Annotated in this window: 12 protein-coding genes and 2 tRNA genes; 10 read left to right on the top strand and 4 right to left on the bottom strand. The window is 34.9% G+C overall.

Features of this window, described 5'->3' with window-relative positions:
* Positions 1-17: 17 nt before the first annotated feature.
* Positions 18-91: transfer RNA gene (locus LV842_RS14125), tRNA-Met, on the top strand.
* A gap of 35 nt (positions 92-126) precedes the next feature.
* Positions 127-199, top strand: a tRNA-Met gene (locus LV842_RS14120).
* A gap of 460 nt (positions 200-659) precedes the next feature.
* Here LV842_RS14120 and LV842_RS14115 read toward each other — a convergent pair.
* The 4 genes from LV842_RS14115 to LV842_RS14100 form a co-directional block, all read right to left on the bottom strand.
* Positions 660-1,616: a DUF3810 domain-containing protein gene (locus LV842_RS14115; RefSeq protein ID WP_262909434.1), complete on the bottom strand. Its 957-nt coding sequence runs from the start codon at positions 1,614-1,616 to the stop codon at positions 660-662.
* Between the two features lie 91 nt (positions 1,617-1,707).
* Entirely contained in the window at positions 1,708-3,153 is a 1,446-nt protein-coding gene (locus LV842_RS14110; RefSeq protein WP_233112086.1) for a sugar MFS transporter, read from the bottom strand.
* A 48-nt stretch (positions 3,154-3,201) separates the two neighbouring features.
* Positions 3,202-3,927 (bottom strand): lysophospholipid acyltransferase family protein, encoded by a 726-nt coding sequence (locus LV842_RS14105; RefSeq protein WP_233112085.1) that lies wholly within the window; start codon positions 3,925-3,927, stop codon positions 3,202-3,204.
* Positions 3,928-3,930: 3 nt separating this feature from the next.
* Positions 3,931-4,389 carry a GtrA family protein gene (locus LV842_RS14100; RefSeq protein WP_233112084.1) on the bottom strand — a complete coding sequence of 153 codons (459 nt, stop codon included), beginning with the start codon at positions 4,387-4,389 and terminating at the stop codon, positions 3,931-3,933.
* Positions 4,390-4,620: 231 nt separating this feature from the next.
* Between LV842_RS14100 and LV842_RS14095 the strand changes: the two genes are divergently transcribed.
* The 8 genes from LV842_RS14095 (at position 4,621) to LV842_RS14060 (ending at position 17,226) form a co-directional block, all read left to right on the top strand.
* Positions 4,621-4,884 (top strand): hypothetical protein, encoded by a 264-nt coding sequence (locus LV842_RS14095; protein ID WP_233112083.1) that lies wholly within the window; start codon positions 4,621-4,623, stop codon positions 4,882-4,884.
* An 85-nt stretch (positions 4,885-4,969) separates the two neighbouring features.
* Positions 4,970-5,821, top strand: a complete 852-nt coding sequence (locus LV842_RS14090) for an ATPase (RefSeq protein ID WP_233112082.1) — start codon at positions 4,970-4,972, stop codon at positions 5,819-5,821.
* 17 nt (positions 5,822-5,838) lie between these two features.
* Positions 5,839-8,133 carry an NADP-dependent malic enzyme gene (locus LV842_RS14085; RefSeq protein WP_233112081.1) on the top strand — a complete coding sequence of 765 codons (2,295 nt, stop codon included), beginning with the start codon at positions 5,839-5,841 and terminating at the stop codon, positions 8,131-8,133.
* 80 nt (positions 8,134-8,213) lie between these two features.
* Positions 8,214-8,522, top strand: a complete 309-nt coding sequence (locus tag LV842_RS14080) for a hypothetical protein (RefSeq protein ID WP_233112080.1) — start codon at positions 8,214-8,216, stop codon at positions 8,520-8,522.
* 175 nt (positions 8,523-8,697) lie between these two features.
* The gene (gene ruvA, locus LV842_RS14075) at positions 8,698-9,282 is read left to right on the top strand and encodes a Holliday junction branch migration protein RuvA (RefSeq protein WP_233112079.1); all 585 of its coding nucleotides are present in this window, start codon (positions 8,698-8,700) and stop codon (positions 9,280-9,282) included.
* A gap of 6 nt (positions 9,283-9,288) precedes the next feature.
* Entirely contained in the window at positions 9,289-16,329 is a 7,041-nt protein-coding gene (gene sov / locus LV842_RS14070; protein ID WP_449508549.1) for a T9SS outer membrane translocon Sov/SprA, read from the top strand.
* A gap of 167 nt (positions 16,330-16,496) precedes the next feature.
* A complete protein-coding gene (gene gcvH / locus LV842_RS14065; RefSeq protein ID WP_233112078.1) occupies positions 16,497-16,874 on the top strand; it encodes a glycine cleavage system protein GcvH in 378 nt (125 codons plus the stop codon).
* Between the two features lie 25 nt (positions 16,875-16,899).
* Entirely contained in the window at positions 16,900-17,226 is a 327-nt protein-coding gene (locus tag LV842_RS14060) for a VanZ family protein (protein ID WP_233112077.1), read from the top strand.
* Positions 17,227-17,954 lie beyond the last annotated feature (728 nt).

Here is a 17,954-nt window from a genome sequence, read left to right as displayed (position 1 = left end):
ATTTGCACCACGAAAAAGGCGAGGTAGCTCAGTTGGTTAGAGCGCAGGATTCATAACCCTGAGGTCACGGGTTCAATTCCCGTCTTCGCTACAAATTGTACCTTCGGTAGGTGCTTAAAAATATACCGCGGGATGGAGCAGTAGGTAGCTCGTCGGGCTCATAACCCGAAGGTCATCGGTTCGAGTCCGGTTCCCGCTACTAAAATCGCAACTAGAAATAGTTGCGATTTTTTATTTTAGGAATACTCAATTTTTTATAAACTCTGGAGAATTTGATTTTATAGATTCTTGTTTGATGTTTTGAATGTATTTATCTTTAATTGGAATCTAGCTATTATAAAATTTATAAATAAAATAGATCTATAATTTCTTTCGGAAAAAAAATGTTATTAGAAGGAAAAATGTTATGATTTTGGCAAGATAAATAAGTATCTTTATAGTGAATTATTTGAAATTCTAAAAAATTCTTAAAATAAATTCAACAAATCTTAAAGTTTTCATAAAACTTGATAAAAGGAAGAAATAAATTTTTTATTTATAAATATTGTTGTATTTTTACAACGCCTTGAATGAGGGAACAAGTCAAGGTAATAAATTTTTTTTCATCATTTGTGTTTTTAGAATCGTATCGCCTGATACGATTCTTTTTTTTATGTATGTTATTTTTCGTAATTCAAAAGTAAATCGATAAAGTAAGAATAGGTAACGGAACCTTCCTGCTGATTGCTTTTAAGAAATAAATTATTGGTAAATCCAAAAAAATCATCCAGCCAGCTTTGATGTTCAAGAATGAAAGCTTTTTCAAATGCTCTGTCTCTTTTCATTCCTTCAGAATAGCTGTTTTGAACCGATTCTACGAATTCGGGATCACTTTCTATAATAAACCTCAAAAGGCTTCTTAAAGTGAAGTATTCGGTGCTGTAGCGTAATTCTGTGTTTGATGATGTACTGCCGATCAGATAGCCGATAAAATTAGCCTCCTGTTCCCTGGCAAAACCTAATTGATGAGAACTTTCATGAGCCATTGTAAAAGGGATTGAAGTAGAGGGGAGCTGAGAATTATACTGTGCTTCTGCGGTGAATGGATTGTAATATCCGAGAATTCCCGTAAAACTCATTATGTTTTTAAAAAGGCTGGGTTTAAAAGAATTGAATTCCGGAGCTTCTTTAGTTGTAATGAATCGAGGAATTGCTTTCTGTCTGCATAGGATTTCCACTTGAACAGCATTGAGATCAGAAATGATGAAGACTCCGTTTCGGTCTTCTTTTACCATTTTTCGGCTGGCTTTGCACTTTTCAAGATATTTCAGAGCCAATGTTTTTGCTTTGTTGATTTCAGGCTCCTTTTGGCTTGATAATTTTTGGAGAATCGGTGTTTGGAAATATAACATTCCCCAGAATATTTGATAACAGAAGTAAATGGTATTAATGATGAAAAGAAACCTTACCATGGATTTGTTTCTTTCTCTCTTTTTAAAAAGCTGAATAAAAGAATATAAAATAAAGATGCCTAAGAATACATATAAAATATCGCCCAGAGAAAAAGGGATCCATGAAAAAAGAAGCTGATGAATTTTTTTCTGGATTTCAAAAAAGCTTTCAAAAAAAGAAACCATAAATTCTGATTTCGAGAAAACAAAAAATAAAAGAAATTGGGCAAGTAATAAACCCGCCCAACATCTTTTCTTCGTATATATTTTTCTATTATTAATGACCACTTCCTTTTGTGAGTTTGTCAAGATCTATCCCTTGAGATTTTAAAATACCGGTTACTCGGATCGCGTAGAAAGCTAAATAAGCAAAACAAATAACTCCTACGATATAACTAGTATGTATTGTTGTTAAATCTGCAATATATCCCTGGATAAGACTTACAATTCCTCCTCCCATAATCATCATGATCAATAAACCGGAACCTTGGTTGGTGTGTTTTCCAAGACCATTGATAGCAAGAGCAAAAATACAAGGCCATAATGTAGAACAGAATAAACCTACACTTGTGAATGCATATACAGAAACCATTCCGTTCGTAAACATTCCGGTAAGTAGGGCTAAGATTCCTGCAGTAGAGAAAATAAGCAGCATTCTTGCCGGATTTCCTTTACTCATGATATCACAGATAATCATTACGATAATAATTAAACCATATACATAAAAAGGAGTTAGATCATGTTTTGCAATGGCATTCACTAATAAGAATACCCCAAAAGCTAAATATGGTGCTAAAAATCTTAATATCTTTTTGAATCCTGCACTAAAATCAAAAGCATCAACAGCTCCTGTCCAACGTCCAATCATCATAGAAGCCCAGTAAAGAGAAATATAAGGGGCTACATCTTTAGTTTCAAAGTTCAGGCTTTTTTCCATATATGCAGGTAAATTACTTGCGGTAGATACTTCTACTCCTACATAAACAAAGATGGCAATCATCCCCATAATAAGTTGAGGATATTGTAACGCTGATTTTTTGTGTTCTCCCGATGTAGAATCGTCAGTGTTTTCAGTATTGGTGGGAGTAACCGTAGGAAGTGATGAAAACTTTAACATAATAGCTACCAAAACAAATGCGGCGCCTAAAATAAGATAAGGAATTTTTACACTTTCTATACTGATCTCAGAACTTGCAGCTGTAGCAGAACCAAAAATGGCAAAAGAAACAATCAGCGGTCCGATTGTTGTTCCCAAATTGTTAATTCCACCTGCCATCGTTAATCTTTGAGAGCCTGTTTCTACAGGACCTACTTCAATAGCAAGAGGATTGGCAACGATTTGCTGTAAGGAAAATCCTAAACCTACAATAAATAATCCGGAAATCATTAAAGGGAAAGATCCCATGTTGGCAGCAGGGTAAAATAATAATGTTCCCGCAGCTGAAATCAATAGTCCGGAAATTAATCCGTTTTTATAACCTATTTTATTGATTAAATCTTGTTTTAGCCCTTTCGAAATAAACATATAAATTAATGAACCTACCGTATATGCTACGTAAAAACAGATTTGTACGAGCATACTTTCGGTTTGCGTTAAATTAAATGCTTTTTTGAAAACCGGGATTAGGATATCATTACTGGCTGCAACAAAACCCCAGAAAAAAAATACTGTAACTAATGGAATGAACTGTCCCCAGTTAGTTTGTTTAGAATAATTCGACATATTTGTTAATAAAAAATTCGCAATAACAAATATAGATTATTTCTTTGATTAAGAGTATTTAACTAAAGTTTTTTTTATTGTCTCAAAAGAAGACAATTTTAAGTCTTTTGGAGAATCTGAAGAAGCTAAAATCCCATTGTAAAAAACCTTTACCTTGCCGGGATGGCCTTTTGAATTCTCGAACGGAAAAATTTCTTTTAAACCGACGAAGGTATGGACCACAATAGGCGAATTATGTTTGGAAGACAAAGTAAATGCTCCGTCCTTGAATTCATCTAAAATAATAGAAGTATCATCAGGAACTCCACCTTCAGGAAAAATCACGATGCTACAGCCTTCCTCCATTTTTTCGGCACATCTTCGGTAAACGTCTGCGCGGCTTCTTGCGCTGCTTCTGTCTACCATTACACAGATTCTTTTATAGATGGTTCCGAAAATAGGAATTTTCACCAGTTCTTTTTTTCCGACAAAACAAATAGGATGATGTGGAAACAGAATGCAGGTAAGCATAATATCCATAATGGAAGTATGATTAGAGATAATCACATACTGCTTTCCTTTTTCAAGCTGTTGGTTGGAGAGTTTGGTGACCTCATGTCTCAATCCCATTCCGTAGAACATTCCGTAGCTCCAAACTCGGATAAACTTATACGCATATTTATAATGTTTTTTGCTAAAGGATAAAATAAAAACAGGAATCCCGAAAGATATTGTTAAAAAAAATGCCAATAGCAAAAGCCAAAATCTCCAGAGATAATTTAAAATCTTTCCCACAAGTTATCCATTAAAAATTACTTTTTTCTTTATTGAGTAATTAAGTATCGAAACTAATAAAATTGCAGCAATTTTACTAATCATTTCCGGACTTAAAGTATAGAAAATTAAACTGATATTATCTTTGAAGATGAAACTGTAAAATAATTGAAAAAAACTAAGACTTAATAAGGTCGAGAGAAAGGATACGACCATGAAATATGCAAACTCTTTATTTTTGGAATGTTTTCCCCTTTCAAAAACGAACCAGATGCTCAGAAAATAATTGGTGATGATACCACAGCTGGTAGAAAAAATATTACTTAAAGGATAATGGATGCCATGAAAGTTGGTTTCCTGAGGAAATATGTTGGGAAGATGGGTGTTGAAAATCTTAAAACTTCCAATTTCTACAATAGCGCTTAGTCCTCCAGCTATGATGAAGAATAAAATTTGTTTTTGGCGTAGGAGTAATTCTCTCATTCGGTTATTCTGAACTGCAAATTTATAACTATATGTTAAACAGTAAAAAAAGTTGTTAAATATTTTTTTTGAATCAAAAATATTTTTAATTTTAATATTCAGAACCATGTAAAAATAACCTGATACTAAATTCATTTTCAATAGTTTGTGTTGAAAGTCTTTTCTATCTTGTAATGCGGGTTTGATCGCATTTTATCAACTTTTTTTGTCAAAAATTTTAATAATATTTGTATGAAAGGTCAAAACAAATACAGAAAATTCCAGCTTCAACAGAAAAATATTGAGGCTCTCGAGAGAGAGAACTCTCGCTTCAAAAGAGTGTATACCGAGTACGAAAATATGTCTGATGAGTTATGGAATCTTGAGAATTCTAACGGAGAACCCGTTCCTGATGATTTTATTAATGCGATGATATTACAGACGTCTTATTTGGAAGACGAAATTGAAGATTGGTTATTGCATTTTAATGAGAAAAAAACTGATATAAAACAGTAATGATTTTTAATAAGCTTCTGTCTCGTTTGTAAGACTGTTTAAAGATAAATTCATAATTTAGCACCCTTAAACTAAAATGTAATATATGGTTGCTATTGTTGATAGTGGTTCTACCAAATCCGATTGGGTAATCCTGGATGACTTCAAAAACGTTTTCTTAAAGACCGAAACCATTGGTTTTAATCCCAATTTTATCAGCAAAGAGCTTATCGTACCCGAAATTGAAAATAATAAAAGCCTGACATCGGTTAAAAACTCAATCACCAAGATTTATTTCTATGGTTCAGGTTGTGGTGTGAAACAGAATTGCGAAATCATAGAAGAAGAAGTAGGAAAAGTCTTTACCAATGCAGAAGTTATCGTAAAAGAAGATCTTACCGCTGCTGCTTATGCTGCGTATAATGGCAAACCGACTATTGTCTGTATTTTAGGTACAGGCTCAAATTCTTGTTATTTCGACGGAGAAAATATAAAAATAAAACTTCCTTCTTTAGGCTATTTGATGGGAGACGAAGGCAGTGGAAGTGCTATTGGAAAACAATTGGTACGAAGATTCTTTATGCAGAAACTTCCTCAGGATTTACATCTTGAGTTTAAAAATACATATGATTTAACCATTGATGAGGCGTTGAAAAATATGTATCATACAACAAGACCCAATGCATATTTAGCCAATTTTAATAAATTTGTTGTAGAAAGGAAAGATCATCCTTACTTTCAGAAAATGATTTTCGAAGAAATGATGAGTTTTTTTGATTATCAGGTTCTGCCTTATGAAGAATCAAAAGAAGCTGAGATCAGCTTTATCGGTTCTATAGCTTATTACTATGAAAATATCTTACGTTCTGCAGCAGCAGAGCTTCATTTAAATGTGGGACAAATCGTACAAAAACCTATTGAGAGTTTAGTAGATTACCACATTAAATATATACTATAAATAAAAAATAAAATTCTATGTCAAGTAAAAATAATCGCGACGAGAAGAACTTTAACCAGGCCGCGTTAGACTATCATAAAATCGAACCTAAAGGAAAAATTGAAGTAATCCCTTCAAAACCACACTCCTCACAGAGAGATCTGTCATTGGCGTATTCGCCCGGAGTTGCTGTTCCTTGTATGGAAATTCATGAAAAACCGGAGACTGTATACGATTATACAGGAAAAGGAAATCTTGTAGCTGTTATTTCTAATGGTACTGCAGTTTTAGGTTTAGGGGATATTGGAGCAGAAGCTTCAAAACCGGTAATGGAAGGGAAGGGACTTCTATTCAAGATTTTTGCAGATATCAACGTTTTCGATATTGAAATCGACGAAAAAGATCCTGATAAATTTATCCAAATTGTAAAAGGGATTGCTCCTACTTTTGGAGGGATCAACCTGGAAGATATTAAAGCTCCTGAAGCTTTCTATATTGAACAAAGATTAAAAGAAGAGCTGGATATTCCGTTGATGCACGATGATCAGCATGGAACAGCGATTATTTCTGCGGCAGCATTAATTAACTCTTTGCAAATTGCCAACAAAAAGATTGAAGAAGTAAAAATGGTGGTGAACGGAGCGGGAGCAGCAGCAATTGCTTGTACCAACCTGTATATTTCTTTAGGACTGAAAAGAGAAAACGTTTTGATGTGCGACAGTAAAGGAGTAATTAATCATAAAAGAGAAAACCTTACTCCTGAAAAATTGGATTTCATTGCCAATACTGATATTGAAACTTTAGAAGATGCCGTAAAAGGTTCTGACGTTTTTGTAGGATTATCAAAAGGAAACGTAATGACTCCTGAAATGTTGCTAAGCATGAACGAAAATCCTATCGTTTTCGCATTGGCAAATCCGGATCCGGAAATTGCTTACGATTTAGCATTGGAAACCCGTAAAGATGTGATCATGGCGACAGGTAGAAGTGATTATCCTAATCAGGTTAATAACGTTCTTGGTTTCCCTTACATTTTCCGTGGTGCTTTAGATGTTCAGGCAAAAGGAATTAATGAAGAAATGAAATTAGCTGCAGTTCATGCAATTGCTAATCTGGCAAAAGAACCTGTTCCTGAAGCAGTAATCTTGGCTTATAATGTTCAGAACTTACAATTTGGAAGAGAATATTTTATTCCAAAACCGTTTGATAACAGATTAATTACTAAAGTATCAAGTGCGGTAGCAAAAGCAGCCATTGAAAGTGGTGTGGCAAGAAAAACGATTACTGATTTCGAAGAATACGAGCATCATCTTCTTGACAGAATGGGAAGAGATGAAAAATTGGTAAGAATGATGCAAAGCCGTGCAAAAGCGAATCCAAAGAGAATTACTTTAGGGAATGCTGAAGAATATAATGTATTGAAGGCGGCTCAGATTCTTTATGAAGAAGGAATTGCATACCCAAGTCTTTTAGGAGATAAGCAGTACATCAAAGAACAAATGGAGCGTTTCGGAATCAATCTTGATGTTCCGATTATCGATCCAAGTGATGACGATCAGAAAGAAAACAGACAGAAGTACAGAGAAACCCTTTGGAAACTTCGTCAGAGAAAAGGAATGAACGAATACAAAGCAAAAAGATTCGTTCGTCAGAGAGACTATTTCGGTCCGTTGATGTTGAAACATGGTGATACAGATGGTTTGATTATTGGTTTCTCTAAAAATTATACTTCGGTACTAAGACCGGTTTTAGAAATTATTGAAAAAGAAAAAGGAGTTGATAAAGTAGCGGCAATGATGATGATTTTGTCTGAAAAGAAACCGATTTTCTTTGCAGATACCTCTATCAATCAGAACCCGACAGCAGATGATCTGGTAAATATTGCTAAAATGGCTGAATTTACTGTGAAATCTTTTGCTATCGAACCGAGAATTGCTATGCTTGGATTTGAAAACTTTGCGGCGATTTCCGATACTTCTAAAAAAGTAGCAAAAGCAGTAAGTATTCTTCATGAGAAATATCCTAAAATGATCGTGGATGGAGAAATTCAACCGGATTTTGCCATGAATGCAGATCATTTGAGTGATTATCCTTTCTCAAAACTGGAAACGACTCCTGCCAATACTTTTATTTTCCCGAATCTAGAATCTGCAAATCTATCTTATAAGATTATCAGAGGAATGAAAGTAGCACAAGTAATCGGACCAATCCTGATGGGACTAAAACAGCCGGTTCACGTGTTGCAGATGCGTTCAAGCGTAGATGAAATAGTAAACCTGGCTACCGTTGCAGTTTTGGATGCACAGAGAAGAGAGAAAAAAGATAAAAAATAATAGTGAAATATTGTGAAACCGACTGAAAAGTCGGTTTTTTATTTAGTTTATATTTACCGGAAATTTAACTAAGACTTTAAATGGCAGAAGAACAAGAATTTTATATTAAAATCGGACAAAGCTTAAAAGATGCCGAACAAAGTCAAATGTTTGGAAAACCTTGTTTTAAGATAAATGGGAAAGCTTTTATATGTTTTTTTCAGAATGAAATGGTTTTTAAATTATCAGGTGATCGCCATAATGAAGCATTAAGTTTGGATGATGCTCAATTATTTGATCCTTCAGGAAAAAAAAGACCAATGAAAGAATGGGTCCAGATTCCATATAAATATAAAGATATGTGGGAAAAATATGCAGAGGAAGCAATGAAATATGTCGATGCAAAGTAAACTCTCCTTCTTATTCTCAATAAAATTTTACAAGGGACTTCAAAATATTGAAGTCTTTTTTTATTTGTACATTCCATTGGTTTTTTGATAAAAGAATAAGATAAAGTCATTAGCCTGTGAAATGAAAACATTACTTAGTTTAATTTGCTATATTTGGGAGTTTTAAAAATTAATCATGATATTTTCTTTACAAGGAACTGTTCAGGAGCTAACCCCAACTTATGCTGTAATTAATGTGCAAGGTGTTGGGTATTACGTGGGAATCAGTTTGATGACTTCTCAAAAACTTCTCCTGAATCAGGAAACTTTTCTCTTTATCCAACAAATTATCCGGGAAGATGCCCATTTGCTTTTTGGCTTTAACACCCGTTCTGAAAAAGAGATGTTTAATTTGTTAATAAGCGTTAATGGAGTCGGAGCGGTATCCGCATTGATTTTACTTTCTACTTTTAGCCTTAATGAGGTAGCTAATGCAGTGCTTTCAGGGAACAGTGCATTGATTCAAAAAGCAAAAGGAATAGGAGCCAAAACTGCAGAAAGAATTATTGTTGATTTGAAAGATAAAGTCCAAAAATTCAACACTTCAGAAGAAAATATTTCTACATTTGTAAATAATAAAATTAAGGAAGAATCGTTATCTGCATTAGAAGTTTTGGGGATTCCTAAACGAATGAGCGAGAAGATTGCGGATAAAATAATTAAACAAAATCCAAGTATTTCGGTAGAAGAATTGGTAAAACAAATTTTAAAAAACATTTAACATTTGGTGACAACTCATAAATATCTCAATATATTCTTGTTCCTGTCTTTTCTGTGTATTTCCATGAATGCATTCGGACAAGAAAAACCTGCGACGGGTGTTTCTATAAAAACGGATTACGAATTGCCGGATCCTACACAATATGAAGCATTTTACGATATAAAAACAGGGATGTATTTGGTATATCCTAAAATTGGAAATATTGTAACAGGAGTTCCAACGGCGATGTCTCCGGAAGAATATAAAGAATTTACACTCGCAACGCAGGCAAAGGCTTATTATAAAGATAAATCAGACCGATATAGCCTGCTTTTCAGAAAGGATAAAAACGATGCTCTAAAGAAAGGACTGATTCCAGCCCTAACGATTAGAAACAGGCTTTTTGAAACGATTTTCGGAAGTAATAAAATAGAAATCATTCCATCCGGATTTGCCTCTTTTGATTTTGGAGGATTGTACCAAAAAATTGACAATCCGCTGATTTTACCACAAAACAGAACCAGTTTTACCTTTGATATCAACCAGAGAATTCAGTTGGGACTTTTAGGGAAAGTGGGGGAAAACCTGCAACTGAAAGCCAATTATGATACACAAAGCGGTTTTGCTTTTGAAAACAGAATGAATTTGGTGTGGCAGGCAAAAGGAAGCTGGAAAGATCTGCAGAGTAAAGGTCTTGGAGATATCAATTCTCCTGGAGCAGGTGGTGAAGATAAGATTATAAAAAGAGTAGAGTTCGGTAACGTAAATATGCCATTGTCTACCAGTTTAATACGTGGTTCGGAGTCTTTATTCGGGGTGAAAACAGAATTTCAGCTTGGTAAAACATACGGAACCGTAGTCCTTTCTCAACAGCAGGGCGAAGCCCGCAATATTGTCGTTCAGGGAGGTGGGGTAATGAATACCTTTAAAATGAATGCAATAGACTATGAGGATAATCAGCATTACTTTTTAGGACATTATTTCTTAGATGGTTATGACAATGCATTGCTTAATTATCCTCAGATTAATTCCAGAATCAATATCACAAGATTGGAAGTTTGGGTATTGGATCAAGGGAACAGTAATCTTGCCTATCAAAAAAGTTTGGTAGGAATTCGAGATTTGGGAGAAGGGGCCGGAACACCAGACAACTCTCAAAACGGATTGTACAATGCAATCTCTACAACGATGGGAACCAGAGATCCCGGAACCAATTATGGAGATGTTTTACAAGGAGGAACATTTCCGGGCAGTCCGCAACCCTATAGTAACGGAGAACATTTTATTTTTAATAAAAAAGCAAGAAGATTAAATGCCAACGAATATACCTTCCAGCCGCAATTAGGATATATTTCATTAAACCAGAAGCTGAACGATCAGCAATTATTGGCAGTTTCATATTCTTATACCGTAAATGGAACCAATCAGGTTTATAAAGTAGGGGAGTTTTCCGAAGAAAGCCCGGTTTTAATTGCTAAACTTTTGAAATCAAATACTACGGTAAATGTAGAATCTCCTATGTGGGATTTGATGATGAAGAATATCTATGCAATGGATGCAGGGCAGGTAAGCCAGGATGGATTTATCTTAAATGTTTACTATAGAGATGCTCAAACCGGAGGTAAGGTTAATTACCTTCCTAATACCAATGTTCAGGACATTAACTTATTAAAATTACTAAACTGGGACCGTCTGAACACTAATGGTGACCTTCAGTCGAACAGTGGAGGAGTAAAAGGAGACGGTATTTTTGACTTTGTAAACGGAATTACCATCAGACCGGAAACCGGAAAAGTGATCTTTACCAAAGTACAGCCGTTTGGAGGCTATATACAGAGTGTTTTAGGAAGTAATAATCCTCAGTATGTGTTTAGTGACCTGTACGATAAGCAGAAACAGGCTGCGACATTCAGTAATTTGGCGCAACGATATACGATGGAAGGTCGTTACAAAGGGACTACCGGACAAGGAATTTCACTGGGAGCAGTAAACGTTCCTCAAGGATCTGTAAAAGTTTCGGCAAACGGAGTGCAATTGACAGAAGGAGTTGACTATACCGTAGATTATATGCTGGGAACCGTTACCATCATCAACGAGCAGGTGAAGCAATCCGGTCAGGCCATCAACATTGCTTTAGAAAATCAATTAACATTCAATACGCAGAGAAAAAGATTTTTAGGATTAAATTTAGAAAGAAGATTTAATGAAAATTTCATTTTAGGAGGTACGGTTGTTAATTATTCTGAATCGCCGCTTACTCAAAAAGTAAATTACGGACAAGAAGCCGTAAATAATACAATGGCGGGAATCAATTTGATGTATAATAATCAATTGCCGTTCCTGACAAGATTAACAGATAAAATTCCTTTGGTAAACACTGAAGCGCCTTCCAATTTAAATTTCAAAATGGAAGCTGCCTATTTATTGCCGGGATTGAATAAAGGAACGAATGATCAATCTTATATTGATGATTTTGAACAAACCACTTCAAAAATTTCATTAAAAGAACCGGCTGCCTGGAGTTTGGCTTCAAAACCTGAAAAAAACACACAGGTTCCATTCAACATCGCTCCGCCGAATGATGATATTACAAGTGGATATGGAAGAGGATTGTTGTCTTGGTATAATATTGATCCGAGATTCTGGGGAGTAGGAGGAAAAGCTCCTGCGGGAATTACTGCTCAATCTATTTCTAACCACGCATCGAGAAGAGTACAGCTTTCTGAGATTTATAATAACAGAGATTTTGTGGCAGGTGAGCAAACATTTACCAATACATTTGATATCTCTTATTATCCGGCAGATAAAGGACCTTACAACGTAAATCCAAATACAGAAAGTACACAGCAAAGATGGGGAGGAATCATGAGACCGATCAGTGTTTCCAACTTTGTGAATTCCAATATCGAATATGTTGAATTTTGGTTAATGGACCCTTATGCTGACGGAAAGCCGTTGAGTAATCCGGGGAATACGCCTAAACTATTATTGCATTTAGGAAACGTATCGGAAGATATCCTGAAAGATGGTTTGATGCAGTATGAAAACGGACTTCCTACGCCTTCTTCAACATCTACTACAACGAATTCAAATTGGGGGATCCAGCCAAAGCAGCCTCCTGTTTTATATGCATTCTCCAGCGAAGGTACGGACAGAACGATACAGGATGCGGGATACGACGGATTAACATCTGATCAGGAAGCAGCAAGATTTGGAAATACGTTTATCAACCCAGTTACTAACTTATCTGATCCTGCTGTAGATGACTTCTTATTCTACATGTCGGATAAATTTACAGGAACGCAGGCTTCTTCAATCATCGAACGTTATAAATATTTCAGAGGTCCGGAAGGAAACTCAAGAAGCAATTCTTTGGAAGTTTCGTCACAAACTCCGGATGCAGAAGATATCAATAAAGACTACAATTTAGATCAAAGTGAAAATTACAATCAGTATGAAGTAAACTTAGATCAGACAAGCCTTGCTTTAGGGCAAAATAATATCGTGGATGTAAAAACGGTAAAAGCCACTTTCCAAAATGGGCAGTCATCTGATGTGAAGTGGTATTTATTTAGAATTCCGGTTTCACAATATTCGGCTACAGAAGGAGATCATTCACCGTCTGTTCTTAATAATGTAAGATTTGCAAGATTATTATTGACAGGATTTGATAACACTTCTACCTTAAGATTCGGAACAATGGATCTTGTGCGTTCGGACTGGAGAAGATACCCGAACAAAATTGCCAGTGAAACAGTAGATTCACAAAATGAAGGTACATCGGGAAGCCCTACGATGAATGATAATTTTGAGGTAGGAAGTGTAAATATTGAAGAAAATGGATTAAACCAACCTCCGTATGTATTGCCTCCCGGAATCGACAGACAGGTGTTGAGCGGAAATGCAGGAGCTCAGAGACAGAATGAAGCTTCATTATATATGAAGGTAAAAAACATGGATCAAGAAGCCAGAGGAGTTTTCAAAAATACGACTCTTGATATGAGAAGATATAAAAAGCTAAAACTTTTTATGCATGCCGAGAACTTAGATAATCCGATTTCTTCAAACCTTGATAAAAATTTGAAATTCTTTATCCGTTTCGGAAGTGATGCTACGGATAACTACTATGAATACGAATCTGCAGTAAAATATACTGCAAATACGGCAACGACTCCTTTAGAGATCTGGCCTATAGAAAATGATGTGGATTTTGAGATTCAGGATTTTGTAAATGCAAAAATCAGAAGAGATAAACAATCTCCGAATAATATTACAGAAAGAACCAGAGATGCGCAGTTTAGCCATGATAATAAAGATATCTATATCAAAGGTAGACCTTCGTTAGGAAACATTACCACCATTATGATTGGGGTAAGAAACTTACAGAGAGGAGATATTAATGGTAAAGGTAGAGTGATCTGGGTAAATGAAATTCGTCTTTCTGAAATTGAAAACGATGGAGGATATGCAGGAAATGCAAGTCTTAATTTCAATCTTGGAGATTTTGCCACGATCAATACAAGTGCTTCATACAGCTCTGTAGGTTTTGGTAATATAGATTCTAAACCTGCCGAAAGAAGCCAGTCTTCACAATCTGCATTCAGTATCAACACAGCGATTAATGTAGATAAACTTTTACCTGAAAAAAGCGGAGTGAAAATCCCGTTGAATTATTCATATTCTCAAACGATCGAAGATCCAAAATACAATCCGTTGGATACCGATGTGGAATTTAATAAAGCAGCAAATAAGGAAGAACTTAAGAAAGTAGCAAGAACTTATACACAACAAAGAAGTATCGGAGTTGTGAATATGCATAAGGAAAGAGTAAACCAAAACAAAAAACCGAAATTCTATGATATAGAAAACGTTTCCATGACTGCGGTTTATAATGACGACTATTACAGAGATATTTATACTAAGAAGAATTACAGACAATACTTCAGAGGATACATAGATTATAATTATACCTTTAAACCTTGGGTGATTAGACCGTTCAATAAAATGATTAGCGATACTGCAAAATCAACAAAATATCTGAGATGGGTGAAGGAGTTTAATTTTAATCCGGTTCCTACAAGATTGTCTTTCAGAACGGAAATTGACAGAAATTACAACGAGCTTGAATTTAGAGATATAGAATCTATTCTTTCAGGAAGCTTCGGAAGTAATTTTGATGTGATAAAAAATAGAAACTTCTATTTTGGTTGGCAGTATGGTTTAGAGTTCGGTCTTACAAAATCATTAAAACTTCAAGTTAATTCATTGACGAGAACCCTGAATGATAATATTGATGTGAACACGATGGATAACAGTTCAATTTTCGGAAATGTTTTCAGAGCCGGAAGACCAGTTTTATATAATCATAAAGTACAGCTGAGTTATAAACTGCCATTCCAGTATCTTCCGTATATGGATTTCATTGATGGAGAATTAGGGTACGGATTTACCTATAACTGGAACTCGAGATCTACGGCTTTACTTTCAAACCCTGAAGGAAGTTTAGGATCTATTGGTCAAAATACAAATGTGATAACAGCTAAAGCAAGTGCTGATATTCCTAAATTCTTCAGTCAGTTCAAATACTTCCAGAAAATCACAGCTAAAATGCAGAAAAGAAAAAGAGAAATCGATTCTTTAAATAATGCATATACATTGGCTTGGGATAAGAAGAAATACAAATACAAAGGCTATAAATTTAAAAACAAACTGACTCCTTTACAGAGTGTAGCCAATTTCATGACTTCATTCAAACAATTGAATGTTGATTATACAGAAAATAACGGATCTGTTATTCCGGGACTTATTTCTGCACCGAATTGGTATGGGTACGGACAAACGGTAGGAGGGCCAACAGCAGGATTCTTGTTAGGATCACAGTCGGATATCAGAAGAATCGCAGTAGAGAATGGCTGGGTAAGCGGTTCCTCATTGATGAATGATCCTTACATTCAGATGTCGACAAAAGAATTAAGAGGAGACTTACAGTTTGTTCCTATTAATGACTTTAGAATAGATTTTAACGTTCTTCATACCTATAATCGAAACTTTTCACAGTCAGGATTTAATGATCGTCAGAATTTGGCCTATCCAAATCATGATTTCTCTTTTGGAAATGATTTTGTAACGTATTCGAATACGGTAGTAGCGATTAATACAGCTTTCAAAGACGGAGCAGCAATTTACCAGGCAATTAGAGCAAATGCAATGGCGATTTCTCAGCAAATGGGAGGAACAATAAATGCGGATGGCTTTACAGACGGGCATAGTATTTCTAATGCTTATGTGTTAATTCCTGCCTTTAGAGCTGCGGTAGAAGGAAAATCTCCAAAAACAATAGGAAATGCTAAAAAAGCAGGACTCCCAATTCCAAACTGGAAAATCATATATTCAGGATTGAGAAATATTCCTGTAATTAACGGACAGTTTACTAAATTTGATCTCTTACATGCCTATAGCGCGACTTACACCGCAACAGGTATTCAATCGAGTATTGATTATTACAACGTTCCTCTTTCAGGTAAAGATAAAGATGTAAATGGAGACTACATTAATCCTTATACTTTCTCCCAAGCCACTTATATAGAATCTTTCTCACCGCTTATTGGAATAGATGTTACAATGAGAAACAATATGCAGTTTGGATTACAATACAACAAAAATAGAATGTTGCTGTTAGGGCTGGTAAACCATACCCTTACAGAAGAAGCAAATACCGAATATGTAGTAAGATTGGGGTATATTATTAGAAACTTCAGATTAGGAATGGCAAATACGAGAGGCTCTAGATCTAAAGGAAGTGATCTTAATATAAGAGGAGATATTTCATTAAGAGACGGTCAGACAAGTATTATGAATATTCTATTGAATGACTCTCAGGTTACAGGTGGTCAAAAAGTAATGAATATCAAGCTTTCCGCAGATTATAACGTTTCGGAAAATCTGAACCTAAGATTATTCTATGAACAATTAACTTCAAAATATAAAATATCCACGGCATTCCCGTTATCGACTATTCGAGCAGGTATTTCTGCAACGTTTACATTTGGAGATTCAGGTGGATTCTAAATTTATAAAACTCTCTTTTTTAGAGAGTTTTTTTATGAGGTTGATGCAGATGATAAAAATAATTCCATTTTTTGAAGACATGATTTCTAAAGACTGCAAATAATTTTTTTATTTTCTTTTGAGTATATCTCTATTTTGAATAAATTTGTTGACATAAAAAAATAAAAATGAACACACCATCAGAATTAAAGTACACTAAAGATCACGAATGGATTAAGATTGAAGGTAACGTAGCTACAATCGGTATTACAGACTTCGCACAAGGAGAGCTTGGAGATATCGTATACGTAGATGTAGATACTGTAGATGACGAGCTTAATGGAGGTGACGTTTTCGGAAGTGTAGAAGCTGTAAAAACAGTTTCAGACTTATTCTTGCCTATCTCAGGAAAAGTAATTGAGTTTAACTCAGACTTAGAAGATCAGCCGGAATTATTAAATTCAGATCCTTACGGAAATGGATGGATTATTAAATTAGAAGTTACTGAAGGTGCAGATCATTCAGAATTGCTTTCTGCAGAAGAATATCAAGCTATCATTGGATAGGATTTCAAAAATATTTAGTAAGATTTTGCCCATTTATTGGGCATTTCTTACTTATATGCTCCTGAAGCCGGGAGAAGAGAATCATGAATACTGGTTCATGTTCAGCGGTATCGACAAGGCTTTGCACCTAAGCATATTTGCAATGTTGGGTTTTTGTTTCATGGCAGCCTTCCCTAAAATCAGGTTTTCTTACTTTTTTCAAATCATTCTTATTTACGCATTCCTTACAGAAACCCTCCAGGAAGAAATGGGACTGGGAAGATCCATGGAGACTTTGGATGTCGTTGCAGATACTATAGGATGTCTTATCGGATACTATATATATAAGATACTTATCAAACATTTTTTCTGATCAGGAAGAAAAATCTTGTTGCTGTCATTCCGACAAAAGAGCTCTTATCTTTATTATATAGAATCCTTCGCTCTTATTAATTAATCCTTTATTTTCTTTTTAGAAGCTTAATCCCGCTCTTCGCACTCGCTATTTTCTTTTGAAAAGAAAATGAGCTCAGACAAATGCTGCGATCGGGGCTATGATATACTATATAATATAAAAGATAGTTTATAGAATTAATCTTTCCTAATCGATAAAGCTTTCTTTACCTATGAATGAGCAAAATTGTAGGCTCAAAACATCTCAAATATCTATATGTTTAGTGTTAAAACGAATCCTAGCCATTGTTGTAACTATAATCTACAAATGATTTCATTATTGTGGATAAGTGTTTTATTTTTTTTAATCATTTGTTTATTAATAATTTAATGGAAATAGTTTCCCACAATAATAGCTCGGTTTAAATTTTATGTTACAAAAGTTTGGATTGTAAGGAGATGTTGTTCTATCTTTGCCCCACTGAAAACGAGAGTATCTCAGTAAGCGCAGAAGAGCCTTTGAATGGGCATAGAGATTAGAGAATCACTTTTGGAAGAACAGAAAAAGACAAGTAAAATTTTTAGAAATAAAAGTTGCGTGAGTTAAAATTTTTTGTATCTTTGCAGTCCGGTAAAACGGGAAGCGCAGGAGTGAGATTGAAGGTTTAGAGAGGGGTTAAGGTTAATAAAAAAAACTTTAAAATTTTC

It is taken from the genome of Chryseobacterium gwangjuense (assembly GCF_021311115.1).
Taxonomy (GTDB): Bacteria; Bacteroidota; Bacteroidia; order Flavobacteriales; family Weeksellaceae; genus Chryseobacterium; species Chryseobacterium gwangjuense.
Note: the sequence above shows the minus strand (reverse complement) of the source record. Positions and strands in the feature narration are given on the sequence as shown.